Origin of the sequence: Paenibacillus sp. P13VS (genome assembly GCF_015143645.1) — a bacterium.
In the GTDB taxonomy this organism is placed as follows: domain Bacteria; phylum Bacillota; class Bacilli; order Paenibacillales; family Paenibacillaceae; genus Paenibacillus; species Paenibacillus xylanilyticus_A.
This window is the reverse complement of sequence record NZ_WYEV01000005.1, coordinates 264,905-282,516: the sequence shown is the minus strand read 5'-3', so window position 1 is coordinate 282,516 and position 17,612 is coordinate 264,905. Positions and strand designations below refer to the sequence as shown.

Sequence of the window (17,612 nt, the reverse complement as noted above, 5' to 3'; positions counted from 1 at the left end):
TATGTGGGACGCACTGGAACGGATTAAGCAGGATCGCTGCGGATTTCGGACTTCTTTTATTCCGGATGAGGAGCTTCTTGTATCAACACGTACAGGCCATGATGCGGAGGGAGTGTTCCGCTGTTTTGTGCTGCCCTGTCGTGGTTGGTCAGTGACGTGCCTAGCTGTGCATTTCAGGTAATCAACCTATGAGGTTAACGGTGTAGGAGGAACGGCAAGAACATATGAATACGTTAAAACAACAATGGTTTGGCAACATTCGCGGAGACGTGCTGGCAGGCATTACGGTAGCGCTGGCGCTGATTCCGGAAGCCATCGCCTTCTCTATCATTGCGGGTGTCGATCCGATGGTCGGATTGTACGCATCGATTACGATTGCGATTGTGATCTCGATTGCAGGTGGAAGACCGGGAATGATCTCGGCTGCTACGGGCGCCATGGCGGTGCTGATGGTTGGCCTCGTCAAGGATTACGGCTTGGAATACCTGTTCGCGGCCACGATATTGACGGGAATTATTCAGTTTATTTTGGGCATTTTTAAAGTTGGGAAGTTCATTACGTTTGTGCCGCATTCGGTACTTACCGGATTCGTAAATGCTCTGGCAATTTTGATCTTCATGGCCCAGCTAACGCATTTTAAAGGCGCGAACTGGATCATGTATGCAATGGTCGCAGGCACGCTGGCCATCATTTATATTTTGCCACGGTTTTTCAAAGGCGTTCCGGCTCCTCTGATTGCGATTATCGTTATGACGATTATTACGGTCGTGTTCCATCTGGATGTGAAGCAGGTAGGCGACATGGGGAATTTGACGAGTACCCTCCCAATGTTCCATCTGCCTAATATTGAATGGTCCTTCAACACGCTGATGATTTTGCTGCCCTATTCATTTACGATGGCGCTGGTAGGTTTGCTGGAATCCCTGCTGACCGCTACTATCGTGGATGAGATGACGGAGACCAAGAGCAGTAAAAACCGTGAGGTGCGCGGTCAAGGGATTGCTAACTTCGTTAACGGATTATTTGGCGGCATGGGCGGCTGTGCCATGATCGGACAATCCGTCATTAATGTGAAGTCCGGCGGCCGGGGACGGCTGTCCACATTTACGGCAGGCGCCTTTCTGGCCATCCTGCTGCTGCTGCTCAGCGGAGTGGTGAAACAGGTGCCGATGGGTGCGCTGGTAGGTGTCATGTTTATGGTGTGTATCGGTACGTTTGACTGGAGTTCCATCAAAAATATCGCACGTGTTCCCCGCGCAGAGGCCTTCGTTATGGTGGTTACCGTTGTGATCGTTGTCATCACCAGCGATCTATCCATCGGTGTATTGGTTGGCGTTGTGCTTAGCGCCCTGCATTTTGGATGGAAACAGGCCAAGATTCGTGTTCATGCCAGCGAGGAGCAGGGCCAAAAGGTATATCGTGTTCACGGTCCGTTCTTCTTCGGCTCTTCATCCCGCTTCGTCGAGGAGTTTCATGCCGAGACGGATCCGGAGGAGATCACGATTGATTTTGGCGGATCACATATTTGGGATAACACGGCCGTTGTTGCCATCGGCAAGGTGAAGTTCAAATACGCAAAACTGGGCAAAACGGTGCATCTCCGAGGCTTGAACGAGGAAAGCTCACGTTTGCTGGAGAGAAGCGGGTTTGCGGTCTCACAGAGCCATGGTTAATGGAGATAAATGATCTCTGGAACATAAAATACATTAAAAGGGTGCCGGAACATGTCCGGTACCCTTTTGTTTTGCTGGACAAACGTGTAAACTACACGGTATGGAGAAAAAGAGCAGACGGACTGATTGCTTTTTGAAAATCCATTTCATGGGGAAGAATACATCGAAATGGGCTTATCTAAATGAATATACAGAGGTGTAACGATTGGCAAACTTTGAACAACTGGGCATTCGCCCGGAATGGTGCGAGATCCTGAAGCATCAGGGAATCGCCGTGCCGACACCGGTACAGGAGCGCTCGATTCCCGTACTGTTAGGCGGACGTGACATTATTGCTGAGGCACAGACAGGTACAGGGAAAACGCTGGCTTTTTTGCTGCCGATTATTCAGAAAATCAACGTATCGGACCGCTCCCCACAGGCATTGATTATCGCTCCTACGCGTGAGCTGGCCCTGCAAATTACAGAGGAAGCGAAGAAGCTGACGGCCAATGACGATAAGCTTCATGTGCTTGCTGTGTATGGCGGACAGGACGTGGAGAAACAGCTGCGCAAGCTGCAAAATGGGACTCAGATCGTCATCGGTACACCGGGGCGCCTTCTGGATCACCTGCGCCGCGGCACGCTGAAGCTCGATAACGTGAAGAAGCTGGTGCTGGATGAAGCGGACCAAATGCTGCACATGGGCTTCCTGGATGATGTAGAAACCATTCTACGTGAACTGCCGCATAAACGTCAGACGATGCTGTTCTCGGCAACGATGCCGAAGGGTATCCGCAACTTGGCGAAGAACTACATGAAAGATCCCGAGGATGTAAAAGTATCTTCGAAATCGGTTATTCCAATTAATCAGATTCGTCAGCAAGTGCTGGAGTGTACGGATCGTGGCAAGTTCGATGCGCTTCGCGGCATGATTGATACGTATCGCCCGTACCTGGCGATTATTTTCTGCCGGACCAAGCGCCGTGCATCCAAGCTGAATGAAGATTTGCGCGAAGCAGGTTACGAGAGTGACGAGCTTCATGGGGATCTGTCCCAGTCCAAGCGTGAGAACGTCATGAAAGCCTTCCGTGATGCAAAATTGCAAATCCTCGTGGCTACCGATGTGGCGGCACGCGGACTGGATGTGGAAGGCGTAACGCATGTATTCAACTATGACATTCCTCATGATGCAGAGAGCTATATCCACCGGATCGGTCGTACAGGTCGTGCTGGCGGAACGGGTCTTGCCGTGACGTTTGCAACGCAGCATGACAGACCGGAGCTTGCACGTATTGAGGAAGGCACCAATCAGAAGCTGACCCGCATCCAGTGGACGAGCGAAGGTCCAGTGGCCTCCACCGGAGCAGCCAGACGTTCCATCAACAGTCAGGATAATGATGAACGTTCAGGTGGACGCTCTGCCGGAACAGGCAGTGCCCGTCGCGGCGCAGGCCGCAGCGGACGTAATGAAGGTGGCCGCGGAGGTCGTGGTTCCCGCGGCGGTGAAGGTGGACGCAGCGGTGGTCGTAGCGGCGGCCGCAGTGGCGACGAGCGCAGCGCAGGACGCGGATCGGCGCGCAGCAGCGACAGCAGTCGCGGTGCAGGTCGCAGCGGTGATGAGCGCAGCAGCGGCTGGGCTGGCCGCAGTGCGGACAAGCGTAATTCAGGTGGACGCGGGCCAGCCAAAAGTGACCGCCGCGATTCTCGTCGCGGACGGTAAGACCTTGTCGTCCGCGGCAGAGAAGCCGCGCTGGACGATCAGTTTGACGCCATGCATAGGATAACGGCATGGCGAGAATACGAGAGCACTCAGGTACCAACGTACCGAGTGCTTGATGAAAGGGTCGCGACGAATTCCGTCGCGGCCCTTTTTACATATGCGGTATTGCACGCAACGCTCTGCTATTTGGAACGTATTGGATAGATATGTTGAAATATGTGAAAGACCCATTGCTCGGATTCCATGGTGCATATGTGGATCATGCGGGTATACAAGAAGTGAAAAAATCTCGCCAGCGGGCCTATTGGACGTGATGAAGCAGGCAGATCGGAGGTTTTCATGAATACATATCCTCTAATACAGGAACAGCGCAAGATCCTGCCATTTTACTGGCAGTTTACACGATTGATGATGGGCATCGCCCTGCTGATTGCACTAGCTTTGGTTGCTGTCCCCCTGTACCTAATCTGGGAAGTATCAGCGGTGTGGACCTGGTTTACGATAGTGTTCATTCCGCTCGGGGGATGGATCTTCTATGCCGTTTTGCGCAGGATGAGACACTTGTCCTGGAGAAATCAGCATTTGAACCGAACGGAGATGGATAGTTATCAGATTCTCTACATCAGGTGGAACCCGGATTCCCATACTCCTGAAGAACACCGATTTGAGCGGTCAGCCATCCAGCGCGTGTATTATGGGCGTTATTTGACGAAGGAGGCACATTTCTACCAACGGGCAGAATTCAGGGAACCGGTACGTACCATTCAATTTTGGCCTGAAATACATATCCTCTATCAGCAAGGTTTGGAGCACAGACTATGTACAGTACGTTTCTATGAAGAAACAGAGGCCAATGCTTGGCTTAGCCAGCTGGCATCACAGGGAATTGAACTAAGATTCACTATGTATTCCACCGAGAACCTTGCTCCGGAGGCTGAAGTACGTGCTGCTCTGGAAAAGGATAAGCATCAGGAAGTGGTACCTTGGAACATACCGGTTGAGAACAACTTCGAAATCTATCGGCAGAGAGTTGTAGAGGATCTCATAAGTCACAATCATCCGTCCATTCGGATCACGGAAGAGAAGAAACAGGAGAAGGAGAAAAGGAGCGCAGCACGAAAACAGACCAAGGCATTTCGGAGTGTGGGGTGGGCCTGGATGGTGTTTGTGCTTCAGTGGGGGATTGCATTCCTGCTAATGGAACTGGCGAAGAAGGATCAGCTCAATCCGGACACCATGTTCATTCCGTTCATAATCTGGGTAGGTATGGGTGTGCTGTTTGCATTCTTGACCAAGGTTTTTGTGTGGAAGCATGTGCTCATCTACTCGGCATTTACATTCGTGAATGCAATTATCATGAGTGTTTCGCTATATGAAACCGAGGATATCAGTCCAGGTGCCCGGATGTTGGATTCACTGGGCAGCGCCAGTCTGCTGGGTATTCTCTTTATCTGTGTGCCGCTCCTGCTCTATCGATTCAAGGTGGCTGCAGGTGAAGCATTGAACAAAAAGTACAATAACAAATCAACACACAGATAGGTGTGAACAGAAGGAAACGAAGGAGGCGGGCATGGATACAGATGATAACTCCCTGAACTGCTTTCAGGAGCTGATTGAGACACCAAAGCCAATGAGGCCATCTGTGAAATCGAAGCTAACCACACATCGGATCGTGGGGATCGCGATGGTTATCTTGCCGCTGGTGCTGATTGTGCTGCATTTTTCAGCAGAGACCTGGTTTTTGCTGGGAGTTGTTCCTTTTGGGGCGGTGCTATTTTATCGTTCAATGACATCTTTGCGTATGGAAGCGAGGCGTAAATCTCACCCGACATATACGAAGCTTGATCCCAAGGAAGTAAGTTGCGCCAGTTGGAATCCACGTTCCAACATATCTGAAGAAAATCGATTTGACGTTTCCTGTATCGAGCATGCATATTATGGCAGGCATACCGTGGAGCATATGCACTATTATCTGGAGAAAACCCCGGAGACAGCGATCATGCCGCCTGTCATTCATTTCATTTATGATCAAAACCTGAAGCGGAGAGTCCACAGCGTTACCTTTCTGGATGGAAGGGATGCAGAGAAATGGCTTGAAGCTCTCTCTTCGCTGCAGGTTCCATTGAAGTTTACGGCTGAACCCACCTCGGACCAGATGACGGAAGTAGAGCTGCTGGATAAGCTGCTGAACGACAGGGATCAGAAGCCGTTTCTATATAAGCGGAATGTGGACCGGCAATTTTACAGCTACCTGGATAGGGTAGACGAGGAGTTTCATAGAGCATATGAGGAAGGTAGTCTGTCGAAAGAGGAGGAAGAAGAATTCCTTCAGAGAGTTCGTGCATATCAGGAAAAGGAACGTCATGCCTCAGCATGGATGAGTGTAGGGCCGGGGTGGTTTGTCTTTCTGCTTCAATGGGGAGTGACCTACTACCTGGGTCTGGAAGCAGAGCAGGGCAAGATCGAAGCGGAGCACTGGCTGACACCTAGTATATATATCATGGGATTAAGTTTGCTGTTTTATATATTGGTCAAAAGGCTGCGTTGGAAGCAGATTCTCATATACACCATCGGTTCCTTTATCAATCTGATGGTTGCAAGTATGGTCCTGGAGCTTCTGGATCATACCGAGCCCACAGCACAAATGTACGTTTCCTTATATGGGAGCGTGTTGTTGTGCTCCGTGCTGCTCTGGATTCCATACGTCCTGATCTACCCCTTGAAGGCAAGAAAAAGAGATTAACATGGCAGACAGATTCGACTTGAGTCGTTATGCAATTGTTGAAAAAAAGCACCCTACTCTCATGTGAGAATAAGGTGCTCTTTAGGTTGTGGTCAGGTAGATATGGTATAGGATTGCTCTTGCATATTCTTGTCCCTAAAAATCGATGCAGGGGTCCTTGGGAATCACATCGTCTATATATTAGGGAATTGTTGTGCATGAACATGCTCTTTAGGAATGAACCTCGGTAACGTTGTCCCGATATTTCTCGTTATATACTCTCCCAACGGATTCAGCCAAACCGCCACGTGCCTTGCCAGGATACAGTTCAAGCGTACGATAGAGACGCATGAACCGGTCTTTGGGCAAGAAGCGTGCGTAGCGGGTAATAAGACTTGGGAATAACTCGATATATTTGCTTTTACGCACAGCCGCTGCAGCTACAGCGGTCAGAATCTGAATTCCGTTGTGCAGCTGCAAAATATTAACTTCGTATGTGGCGATATACCGGATCGCATCTTCACGAATCAACTCCGGCTTAAGCCTGGCGATTTCACCGATGTATTCGGCGAGCAGCCGCTCGAAGCTGCGCAGCAGCAGGGGCTGGAGCTGCAGATCCATATCACTTCGCAGCACGAAGGATTGCAGCAGGGCAACCTGCTGAAGGCGAATCCGGTCATTATAGACGAGCGATCCAATCTCGCGCAGCATCTCGTAAGCGAGAGCCTCGTCTTCTTTGCGGGCTTCGGCAACGAGTGCCCAGTTTCGGTTGATCCCCTGACGGATGTCCTCCCGGTCTTCGTTTAACATGCGCTTCATCTGCCGATTTTGCTGGGCAGAGAAGGTACGGTGATGCATGAAGATGAGCCATCCGATCAGCAGCAGGGTCACGGTGGCTGCCATCATGGTCTGATCCGTTGTTTCACCGAAGTAGGTGGCGGCAGCTCCGAGTATAACGGCAAGGAACAGATCGCGTGCAATCCGGCGTTTCACTCGTGAGCCGGCACGCTCCTGGACAGAAACGAGGGCGCTGCGACCACAGGAGGTACATTCCTCCTCCCACAAGCAGGTATATTGTCCACAACGCTTGCAGACGTGCAGCTTCTCAAAAGCATAGGTCGTTCGGTTAAAAGGTCTGATGGATACCACTTGTTTGGTACTCATGCTTAATCACGCTCACCATTCAGTATAGTGTATAGGGTACGGTCCGAATCCTCCCTAGTCACGGGTTTGCGACCCTGGAAAAAGAGCGAGATTCCTTTTATAAGGACAAAAAGAAACAATATGGCGAGGCATCCGTATGTAACCATAATCGATTCCTTTCTAGGCATAGTTGTTATGCAGAATAGTGTAAATCTGAAACAAGGTTTCGTTATATTGCAGTTTGCTGGCAATAACTATATCATATTTCCATAGTTGGAATTAAAATGCCAGTAGAAGCGCCGAATAGGTCGATTTTTGTCAGTCATTACAAAACTGTAACTCAAGATAGGGGTGCTTTTCAGAATATATTAGTAGACTGTTAAGATTTCCTTAAGGCTTGACGCCTATAATAAACTATTCCCATTTTAATCTCAAACGTGAAGGAGTACACCCAATGCTGCGGACACGCAAAATACGCTGGCTTAGTGGAACACTGGTTCTGCTGACATTTCTAACGCTTCTGCTGCCTAAGGCGTTGCTGCCCCAAGCTGCAGCTGCTCAGGCACAGACGAGCGGGATCGACGCCGTACTTGTAGCTGATGTAAGTAACTCGATGAATACAAGCGACCGTGACAAGATCAGTAATGAAGCCATGAAAATGTTTATTGATATGCTGCCGGTCCAGGGGGACAAGGTAGGGATTGTTGCTTATACCGATCAGGTAGAGCGGGAAAAAGCACTGCTGGAGATTCAGTCCGATGCGGACAAGAGCAGTTTGAAGGACTTTATTGATCAGCTCGGCCGCGGGCCATACACTGATATTTCCGTCGGGGTGGCTGAAGCGGTGAATGTGCTGAATCATGGTGCAGATGCATCGCACTCCCCCATGATCGTACTGCTTGCAGACGGCAACAATGATTTTAACAAAACCAAAGGCCGCACCCAGGCACAGTCTGATGCAGATCTGGCGAAGGCTGTTCAAGAAGCCCAGGATCAGGGCATTCCGGTCTATACGATCGGACTGAACGCAGATGGCAAACTGAACAAGGATGCCTTAGCTGACCTGGCCAGTCAGACAGGAGGCAAGTCATTCATCACGGATACGCCGGATGATCTGCCGCAGATTCTGAGTGAGATATTCGCAGATCATGCCAAGCTGAATGTGGTGAAGTTGCCTTCCATCACAGGCAACGGCAATTTTCAGGAAGTTACGGTCAACGTACCAAATGACAGCGTGCTTGAAGCCAATATTTCGATTATGTCTTCCAAGCAGGTGGAGATTGAATTGACCGATCCTTCGGGCAAAGCGGTGGATCTGAACTCGGATGAGGCCAAGCTCTCGACATCCAAAAGTTATTCACTGGTCAAGCTGCTCAAGCCTCAGGAAGGCGACTGGAAACTTCGGGTAAAAGGGGCTCCGAAAGACAGCATTGATATCAACCTGCTGTTCAACTATGATCTGCAGCTCGTCGTGGACCCAATTAAGACCAAGTCCTATACGAAGGGCGACAAGGTAGACCTGACAGCCAAGCTTGAAAATGGAGGTCAGCCGCTCCAGGATAACGATCTGTATGCAGATATGAAGGCGACGTTGGTCGTAAACGATCTGGATACGAACAAGAGTGAGGAGCAACCGCTGGAGAATACAGGCAGCGGCTTTGCAGGTACCTTTGAAGTGCCGGACAATCATAACTATGAGCTGGTGATTCGTGCGGAGGAGGACAGCTTCTACCGTGAAAGTGCGCCTATTACCATTAATGCAGGGGGGACGGCAGGTGCGGGAACACAGCCAACCACCTCAGGTGGTGAGCAGGACAAGCCGTTTCCATGGTTACCTGTGATTTTGGGAGTCGTAGCCTTGCTGGTGATTGGAGTGGGTGCCTGGTTCCTGATGGGCTGGCTGAAACGCAAAAACCGCGGCTTTGTCGGCCAGATCATTGTCGAGATTCGGGATGAGAACACCGGGGACAAGTCCTATCCACAATACAAAAAACTGGCATCCTTCCGGGGCAGATTCCATCTGCACCAGCTTTTACAGCTGGATCCGGAATTGAAGGAAACCGAGAAATATATATTTACGCCCAGCAATGGGGACCGAATTATTATTCGCAATACCGCAGGCGGTACATTGGAGAAATCCGGACGTGCCGTGGATGCAAGCTCAGGCGTTGAACTGAAGAACGGTGACCGGCTGAGCATCCCGCTGCAACAGGCGGATAAGACGATTTTGATCGAGTATCTGGTCTAAAAGGAATGCCAATAGAAGTTGGTACTACCCGTTTACACGAGAACGCAGAGGACAGAAAAAAGCTGTAGAAGCGAAGCTAAAAGCTTTCTGTAAGAAAGCTCCTTCGGAAGCATATGCTTCGCCTTTATCCCTAGATTTTCACCTTTGAAAAAGAGAATCAAAAAAATCTGGGGATAACAGCGATCGGAAGGTTGTTCTGTCATCGGAGTGGCAAGTGTAGATATTCTTTAATTTTGCGTTAACCAAAGGGAGGACATGGAATGAAACCAATTGTCAGAGAACATATTCAGCAGCTGGATGTATCGCTAGGCGGAGGGATTGTCAGCGAGAAGATCAGGGTCGATACAATTGATAACCCGATCTTGATTATCGGTCTTGGAGGAACGGGAATTGATGCGCTGCTGCGTCTCAAATATCAGATTAACCGCCGCTTCAAGCTGCCTCAGGACCCGGTATCCAAGAAGAAAATGGACAAGCCGGACAACGTGGAATTTCTCGCGTTTGAAACCAACGAGCAGGACCGTGCGAAGAAGTACAAAGGCATCGGGCTGGACCCGATTAACGAATTCGTGCTGCTGTCCAATGCCGAGATCGGTGGACTGCTGCAGAATCGCAGCGTGCTGGAGCCGTATATTACGGACTGGCTGTCTCCGGAACTGAGCATCACGGATGGCATGAATGGAGCAGCAGGGGTACGCCAGGCTGGACGGTTGCTGCTGTTCACCAAAATCAATCAGGTCGTGCAGGCGATCGACAAAAAGATCAAAACATTATCCGTAGGCACCAACAAAAAGCTGATGGTATTCTTGCTTACCGGTTTGTCCGGTGGTACAGGGAGTGGATGCTTCCTCGATATCTCCTATATCGTGCGCGGCATCATTGAACGGGATCACGGTTCTGCCGGGATCGACCGCGTCAATACGCTGGGTTACCTGTTTACGCCAGACGTGAATCTATCGAACAAAAGTTTAAGCGAGCACACACGCGAATATATTCGCAAAAACGGCTATGCTGCGCTCAAAGAGCTGGATTACTGGATGAATGTCGACAGCCGCGGCGAGCGTTTCACGCAGAAATACGGCAACATCCTGAATGTTAATTCACCGCTGCCGCCGTTTAACCTGTGTCACCTGATTTCGGCAACGAATACGGAAGGTAAGCTGCTGGAGAATGCCTATGACTACTGCATGAACGTGACGGCCGAGAACATCACCAACTTCATGGCCAGTGAGGAGAAACAGTCGGGCGAAGAATTCGCGATTCACGATTATATCAGCAACATCCGTACCAACATTGCACAGATGAACAAGGCGTATCCGGCCAACTATGATTACAACATTATCGGTGCTTCCTCAGCGGTACTGCCGATTGAAGAGATGACGACGTATCTTGCTTACCGGATGTTCGACAAAATGAGCACCATGTTCTCCAAAGCTCCGAACCAGGAGGACACGGAGAAATTCGCCCGCAAGCTGGGCATCGATCTCGAAAGTGTCGTGAAGTCCTTCGAGTCCCGCGTGCCGGAGCCGCTGCCGGGTTATCAGAACAGTGAGCGTCTGTCATACGGCAATGTCGTGAAATCACAGGTCGTGAACATGGACACCGAGCTGGAGCAGAACTTCCTGGCCCGTGCCCGTGAAGAATATATCAAGGCGAAGAAACAGCTGCCGGGCGAGATTGCCGGTCAGTTTACCGAACAGATCCGGCGCATGTTTTTGCATCCCGAACAGGGTCCGTTCTACGTTTCCCGTCTGATCTACACCGAAAAAGGCTTCTGTATACTGAAGATGATTCAGTCGTATATCGAAACGCTGCGCGAGAATGCATTCCGCATTCCACGCGACATTGAAGCTGCGCAGGAGCAATCGGAGGAGAAACTGGGTGACGCGAAGAGTGCCTTCGTCTCCAAAGAGAAGAAAAAGAATGCTTATATTGAAGCTAAAATTCATGAGTACTGGCTGCACGCCGACGTGGAACGCAACGATCAGATGATCGAGTTCTATGAGGATCTGTATGAACTGTTGAATCAGGAAAACAGCCGCATCTATAACGTATTTACCGAGACGCTGAATGCGCTCAGCTCGATTTTCTCCAAGAACGGAGATATTCTGACACGTGGTGAAGAACAGTCCGATCACAAAGGCAACAAAACCTACTACTGGAACGTTGTTAGTGTACCGGATATCGTCAATGTGGTGGATGGGCTGCTGGACAAGCGCGACACGGATGACCTGATCCGCGATTTCTCCCGTGAGCTGCTGGAGAACTCCAACCAGTGGGTGAAGGAGAACGAAATTGATGTGGTTAGTTCCATTTCGGACTTCCTGACCGAGAAGTTCGGGGACCTCATTACCCGTTCCATGGAAGATTTCCTGGTGATCAAATACGGGCAGGATGAGTCTGTAGAGAAATTCGTGGAGCGTTACATCGCTGGCAAGCTGGATGATGAGGCCGTTCCGGTGTTCAATCTCAGCAACAGCACAGGCAGTCTGCATTTCCCGTCATGGGGATTCGTCTCTGTGCCGACACAGGCGCCAGGCATTCTCAAAGGGATTCGCAATTATCAGAACAATGCGGTGGGCAAATCCCACTTTACCGTCAAGGAAAGCGAAGTCCGCAACCGGATTTTCTGGCTGAATACGCGCAACGGGGTGCCGCTGTTTGTGTATACGCCGCTCAAAGTATATGAGGAAAGCTATGAACGTACCATTTTGGACAAGGAAGGCATCGGACGCCATCTGGTACAGACGGAGAAAAACAACTGGACCTACCTGCCATCTCCGATTCCCGAAAAGTCCTGGGGCGATGTCTACGAGAATGCCCGGGTGAAGCAGTATAACGCGCGGGTACGTACCGAATTCGAGCAAGCGATTGGATACAACATCATTACGGCCAAAACAATCGATGAAAATACGAGCAATCGTTATGCTGTTGTCACAACGGAACCGTTTGACCTGGCCGCGAAGCTGAATGCTTACGACATGCGTCTGACGTCAACGACCCCGAATCTAGGTGAGGTAAAACGGGCAGTGACTGAACTGAAACGTCTGCAATCCGAAGGATTGCCGCGTGTAGGGGTGAAGGATATTTTCGGCAGTATTAATGAAGATATGGCCAAAGAAAACCTGGTACGTTCCCCGCAGCTTATCGCACGGGTACGTGAAGAACTGGCGAAGATGAATGCCATCTCGGCCAAAGTGGCTGAACTCGAAGGCATTCTGGCACAGCATCAGGATGAGGAACAGTGGTATGATCGCTTCATCGAAGCTCTGTATACCGACACGATCGTCAAGAAGGGCGCACTTTACGTCTACGACCGCGATCCGGAAGAGGATGCCTGGGAGCCGTTCGCGAACCTGATGAAGAGCCGCAACTTTGCCGAGTATGAAGTGTTTGGCAACTTCCGCGGTCTGTCTGAAAAAGATCGCAGTACACTGCTGCGCAAAGCTTCCCGCCGGGATAACGAACTAACGGCTTCAGAGGACATCGCTCCGCTGCTGGCCAAACTGGATGACCTGGCTGCCCTGTTCATGGAATCGCGCGATCGTCTGGAATATGAACGCGTGGAGCTGGCGAACGGCGAAGACATCTATCAGTTCTACAGAACAATGTCATCGAAGCTGAATGACATCCGCAGAAGGCTGAAGTAACATGGGTGCCGGGATGGAGTTCAAGCTGAACAATACCCTGAAGCGGGATCTGGAGAAGTACGCAGCACAGTATGCGGCAGAGCAGGAGCGGCAAGGCAGCCTGGGTGATGGACGAAGCAGTATCCATTACCCGGCCCTGTTTCTGTTTGTTGGTGACATGGTCGAACCGGCCATGGATGCAGTGCGCGAGATCAATCAGTTGAAGTGGGATAACGGAGAAGGTGTGGTGTATCTCCAGATTGGAACAGAGGGCCGGGAGAAACAAGGAGGACGGGAGCATCGGGATTCATCGGAAGACGGTCAGGTGACCCGTCATATCCTGCCTCTATCCACCGAACAGACCGGACGTCCTTCGAAGACGATGCGCAAGGATGTACACCGCCGTTTTCACGATTCGGAGCAGGCGCTCTTTGGTCTGAATCGCACACTGCGCCGGGTGAGCAATCGGATCGCTGAATACGGCCGGTTATATTCATCGTTTGACCGGATCTATGTAACCGTCGTGACAAGGGCAGATGATCCACTGAACGTGCTCCTGCCTGAACTGACCAAGCTGACCGAGACTATTCTGGCCCAATCATTCAAGTCGGTCCAGACCGATCTGCATGTACTGGTCAGCGAGATGGAGCAGGTGGATTCCTTCGGATATGCAAGTGCAGCCGGACTTGCCTTCTTGAGGGAACTGGATTATATGCAAGCACTGGACTATACGTTCAGCGGTAATCTGCTCGTAACGGAAGATGGGATCTCCATTCCCGTTGTACACCCTTCTTCGCCTTTGTTTGATCTCGTCTATATTCTGTCTGACAAAAATGAGCGAGGAACCGGCGTATCCGGGGGATGGATAGAGAATGCCGAGATTATCTGCCGCATCTGCCTGCTGAAGAACCGGAAGCAGGATCCGGATGCGCTGGGTGCAGTGGCAAGTACAGGGGCCAATACCTACAATAATACGTCGTTCAAAAACAACATTCGTACGACCTCGGATCAGCATGGTTATGCGAGTGCGGGTTTTGCCGAGATCAGACGGCCCAACCAACCGATTGCGCTCGCGGTGTTGTACCATCTATACCGCTATCTGTTGGATATTATGCGACAGGAGCCGGATTGGAGCATGAAAGACAAGCTTGCTTTCTTCGGTCTGGACGCTTCATCCGTAGAGCGCAAGGTGGAAGGGCTGCTGCCCGAGCAAGATCTGGTGGGTGGCATGAGCGGCATTATGACCCATAACGTCAGCTTCTCCGATCTCAAGCCGCTATCCCTGCGTGAAGCAGAGCGGGCGCTATTTGGTCAGGGTGCTGAGGCGTACTTCCGTGACAATATGGTACGTCCGGCGGAAGAGCGTCTCCGTCAGCGCAGCAGTCAAAGTTCCCTACTCCACCGGGCAGAGCAGTCACGGACGGAGTATCCGGAGATTGGCTATTTCCAATGGGCTTCATGGAGTGACAGCAGCCCTGGGAGCGTACGTGAGGCTTTGCTGGGACTCATTCGCGACAAATCGGTTCAGCTTGAATCGGCACGTGCCCTGCTGGAACAGCGCCAGCAGGAGCAAGTGGAGGATCAGCCAATCAAGCGGGCGTTGTTCCGGGACAAGCAGAATGTACGGAGTCTGATCGATTGTTTGTTGGAACGCGTGTATGTGCCCAAGACAGAGCTGTTGCGACTGGAAAACGAACTGCAATTGCTTCGCCTCTACGATTCGGAGATGGAACAGCTCCATAGCTTCAGCCGCAGCATAACGACAGCACTTGAATCGCTGGAACGTACGCTGCGTGAAGCGGCAGAAGAGCGCATCGCGGCAGCGGATGAATATATCGGACAGAATGTGATGGAGTATTACGGGAAGGTAACGGAAGCATTGATTGCCGATTTGGAGGCCAAGCGGGGCCGGGATGTTTGGTTTGAAGAGCGTTATATGGGAGACATTAACCGTCTTGCTGCCGAAGGCAACGAGCGTCTGCTGCAACGTCTGATGGAGGTATGCCATGCGCTGCTGCTCACAGCAGAACCACTAAGATTGCCTTTTGAGGAAGAACTGCTGCAGCGGGCGAATGTAACGATTACCTACGGGGACAAAAACGTATTGACCCGCGATGATCTGTTCCGCAGGTTATACCGTACGCTGGAGGATCAGGCGGTTGTGAGAATACGGGTATTCGATTATACCCAGGAACACCGGTATGAAGAAAAGTATTTCTTTGGCGATCATCACAGTGCTTTTATGGATTATGCGGCACATGCGGAGGAAACGTCCCGCATCTATAAGCTGGGAGTGGTGTACGAAGAACGCAGCAGTGGTGTGGAAAAGTTGAACCTGATGGGAGGGTTCCATCTGGAGGATCTGATGGTCTATCGCAACGGCAAGGTGTATTACGACTCGTATACGGAGAACGGTTATGAGCTTCATCCAGCAGGCCTGGCTGATAAGCTATCACCTATGCGATAGAACGACATGTCATGATCGACTCCGGTATTAATTCAGCCTATGATGGGCTGGTTTGGAAAGGATGCATGCGAACATGCAGCGAAAAATCAATCTTCTCCTGGTCCTGTTCAGCCTGATTGGCGGAGCCGTGGGATTTGCGGCAGGAGAAATCATGTTGCATCAGTGGCTTGGGGAGATGCCTCGCCTGCTGCTGATGGGGCTATACTTCGGTGTGCTGGCGCTGAGCGTAGGTCTGTTCTGTCTGCTCGCCGAGATGATCTCGCCGAAGCTTAACGGAGCTTCCTGGAAGCTGAGATATCTTGGCTTGTCATGGAAACTGCTCGTTCCGGCAACACTGGTGTTCCTGTTTGTCGTTGGGCTGGTCTTTCAATTGTTGTATCAGATCAATCCAGGCGGCGTGAAGCAGGTGAAGGACATTGTACTGATGATCGATAACTCGGGCAGCATGTCGGAAACGGACCCGGATAATGGACGTTTCGAGGCAGCCAAGACGTTAATCAGTCAGATGGAAAGTGACAAGCAGGTCGCAGTCTTTACATTTGATGATCAGCCGCAGTTATTGCAGCCTTTTACCGCACTGGATAGTGAAGCGGCAAAAGCAGAGGTGAACGGGAAGATCGACGGCATTGTCACAACGTCGGGCGGTACAAACTTCGATGCCGTGCTCCGGGAAGCTATGGAGCAGATCCAGAACAAGCAGGATCCCAAACGCGGTACGGTAGCCATTTTGCTGTCGGATGGATTCAGTGAAGCAGATACTTCGGATATCTTATCCCAGTACACGAACGAACAGATCGCGGTGAATACCGTAGGTCTAAGTTTAGTCGACCCATCGGGTACCGACTTGCTGCGCAGTATCGCTCAGCAGACAGGTGGCATGTACTATGACGTGCCGGATTCCGGTGGTCTCAGCATGGCATTTCAGCAAATTTACGATACGATTGATGAACGGACATTGGTGACGGAACGTACAGGCATGATGGAACACAGTACCTATCTGGCCATCTTCCGCGTTGCTGCTATGCTGTTGATTGGTGTAGCATTGGGCGTATCGCTTGGGCTGGTGTTCGATAACCGCCATCTGGCAGTCAGCTTTGGTATCGGTGGAGCGGTGTCAGGCCTGCTAGCGGGCCTTTTGCTGGAGTGGGGACTGGACGGTTCTTCTGTAGGGGATGCATTGGTGAGACTGGGTGCTATGTTCATATTATCTGGGGTACTCACCCTGTTCACCTGGATCATTCCGGTCAAGGAGAATACGCCGCGGAAGAGCAAGGGCCGCCGTGAGGCGGGCAGGGGAACTCCGAACGCAGACGGATTCGGTCAGCGGGGGAGAGACACACGCAGCAAAGGATTTTAAACATCGGGAGGTTGGCGACACATGCGATATGCAGATGCGGACCCTTCGGTACCTCTGATTCGCAGACTTACACTTGCTGTGGATGATGGTTACTGTACCCTGCGCTGGCTCTGGCCCGAAGGTGTAGAAGCCGTATACGTGGAGCGGTTGGAGCTGGAAATGGTCGAAGGTGGACAAAGCAGGAATCAGACTGTGAATGGCAAGCTGAAACTGTATACAAGAGAAGAATACAAGGCGAGTAACGGATATACAGACCGGATGACAGGGTTTGGTGCCATCCGGTACACGATACATGTTTGCCGAATGGACGAAGACGGTCCTGTGCTGCTGCGTCAGCAGAATGACGAGAATACGGTCATCGCCAGTGCAGGGAAAGCAGATATCCGTTTCTCCATTCGTTACAAAAGCGGCTTTTTTCAAAAAAGGAAGACGGTTCTCATGACTGTGACGGCTGAAGTACCTGTGCCGAAGGAAGCCCTCTGTTATGTACGCAAGCAGGGCGGAGTTCCTCTCAATAAGGAAGATGGCACGGTCTATCCTTTTGTCAGTGATTTTACTCCAGGGAGAAATGAGATGCCGCCCGTGGAAGTGGCCAAGGATGACTATGTGAGGCTGTTTTTCACGGACGGACCGAGATACGGAGCCGTTTACCGCCTAATATCAGACTAGAT

The 17,612-nt window shown here is 51.0% G+C and carries 10 protein-coding genes; 9 read left to right on the top strand and 1 reads right to left on the bottom strand.

All coding sequences use genetic code 11. The features are described from left to right. The first annotated feature begins 224 nt into the window (after positions 1-224). The 4 genes from GUA98_RS14990 to GUA98_RS14975 all read left to right on the top strand — a co-directional run bounded on the left by GUA98_RS14990 (position 225) and on the right by GUA98_RS14975 (position 6,118). On the top strand, positions 225-1,673 hold the full coding sequence (locus GUA98_RS14990; RefSeq protein WP_193723593.1) for a SulP family inorganic anion transporter: 1,449 nt from the start codon (positions 225-227) through the stop codon (positions 1,671-1,673). Between the two features lie 205 nt (positions 1,674-1,878). Next, entirely contained in the window at positions 1,879-3,375 is a 1,497-nt protein-coding gene (locus GUA98_RS14985) for a DEAD/DEAH box helicase (protein WP_193723592.1), read from the top strand. Between the two features lie 339 nt (positions 3,376-3,714). Then, positions 3,715-4,914 (top strand): hypothetical protein, encoded by a 1,200-nt coding sequence (locus GUA98_RS14980; protein ID WP_193723591.1) that lies wholly within the window; start codon positions 3,715-3,717, stop codon positions 4,912-4,914. Positions 4,915-4,945: 31 nt separating this feature from the next. Next, positions 4,946-6,118 (top strand): hypothetical protein, encoded by a 1,173-nt coding sequence (locus GUA98_RS14975; RefSeq protein ID WP_193723590.1) that lies wholly within the window; start codon positions 4,946-4,948, stop codon positions 6,116-6,118. Positions 6,119-6,328: 210 nt separating this feature from the next. On the opposite strand, the gene GUA98_RS14970 is transcribed toward GUA98_RS14975, so the two are convergent. After that, positions 6,329-7,261, bottom strand: coding sequence for a hypothetical protein (locus tag GUA98_RS14970; protein ID WP_193723589.1), 933 nt, complete (start codon positions 7,259-7,261; stop codon positions 6,329-6,331). Positions 7,262-7,694: 433 nt separating this feature from the next. Between GUA98_RS14970 and GUA98_RS14965 the strand changes: the two genes are divergently transcribed. The 5 genes from GUA98_RS14965 to GUA98_RS14945 all read left to right on the top strand — a co-directional run bounded on the left by GUA98_RS14965 (position 7,695) and on the right by GUA98_RS14945 (position 17,610). Beyond that, on the top strand, positions 7,695-9,488 hold the full coding sequence (locus GUA98_RS14965) for a vWA domain-containing protein (RefSeq protein ID WP_193723588.1): 1,794 nt from the start codon (positions 7,695-7,697) through the stop codon (positions 9,486-9,488). Positions 9,489-9,748: 260 nt separating this feature from the next. Continuing rightward, complete coding sequence (locus GUA98_RS14960; RefSeq protein WP_153980225.1) at positions 9,749-13,138, top strand: tubulin-like doman-containing protein; 3,390 nt, start codon at positions 9,749-9,751, stop codon at positions 13,136-13,138. Between the two features lies 1 nt (position 13,139). Then, positions 13,140-15,584, top strand: a complete 2,445-nt coding sequence (locus GUA98_RS14955) for a transcription initiation factor TFIID (protein ID WP_227779674.1) — start codon at positions 13,140-13,142, stop codon at positions 15,582-15,584. Positions 15,585-15,657: 73 nt separating this feature from the next. Next, a complete protein-coding gene (locus GUA98_RS14950; protein WP_193723587.1) occupies positions 15,658-16,941 on the top strand; it encodes a vWA domain-containing protein in 1,284 nt (427 codons plus the stop codon). A gap of 21 nt (positions 16,942-16,962) precedes the next feature. Beyond that, positions 16,963-17,610 carry a beta-mannanase gene (locus tag GUA98_RS14945; RefSeq protein WP_193723586.1) on the top strand — a complete coding sequence of 216 codons (648 nt, stop codon included), beginning with the start codon at positions 16,963-16,965 and terminating at the stop codon, positions 17,608-17,610. The last annotated feature ends 2 nt before the right edge of the window (positions 17,611-17,612 follow it).

Coding starts and splice junctions, on each gene's coding strand:
- GUA98_RS14990 (WP_193723593.1), top strand. CDS start 225: ATGAATACGTTAAAACAACAATGGTTTGGCAACATTCGCGGAGACGTG.
- GUA98_RS14980 (WP_193723591.1), top strand. CDS start 3,715: ATGAATACATATCCTCTAATACAGGAACAGCGCAAGATCCTGCCATTT.
- GUA98_RS14975 (WP_193723590.1), top strand. CDS start 4,946: ATGGATACAGATGATAACTCCCTGAACTGCTTTCAGGAGCTGATTGAG.
- GUA98_RS14970 (WP_193723589.1), bottom strand. CDS start 7,261: ATGAGTACCAAACAAGTGGTATCCATCAGACCTTTTAACCGAACGACC.
- GUA98_RS14965 (WP_193723588.1), top strand. CDS start 7,695: ATGCTGCGGACACGCAAAATACGCTGGCTTAGTGGAACACTGGTTCTG.
- GUA98_RS14960 (WP_153980225.1), top strand. CDS start 9,749: ATGAAACCAATTGTCAGAGAACATATTCAGCAGCTGGATGTATCGCTA.
- GUA98_RS14955 (WP_227779674.1), top strand. CDS start 13,140: ATGGGTGCCGGGATGGAGTTCAAGCTGAACAATACCCTGAAGCGGGAT.
- GUA98_RS14950 (WP_193723587.1), top strand. CDS start 15,658: ATGCAGCGAAAAATCAATCTTCTCCTGGTCCTGTTCAGCCTGATTGGC.
- GUA98_RS14945 (WP_193723586.1), top strand. CDS start 16,963: ATGCGATATGCAGATGCGGACCCTTCGGTACCTCTGATTCGCAGACTT.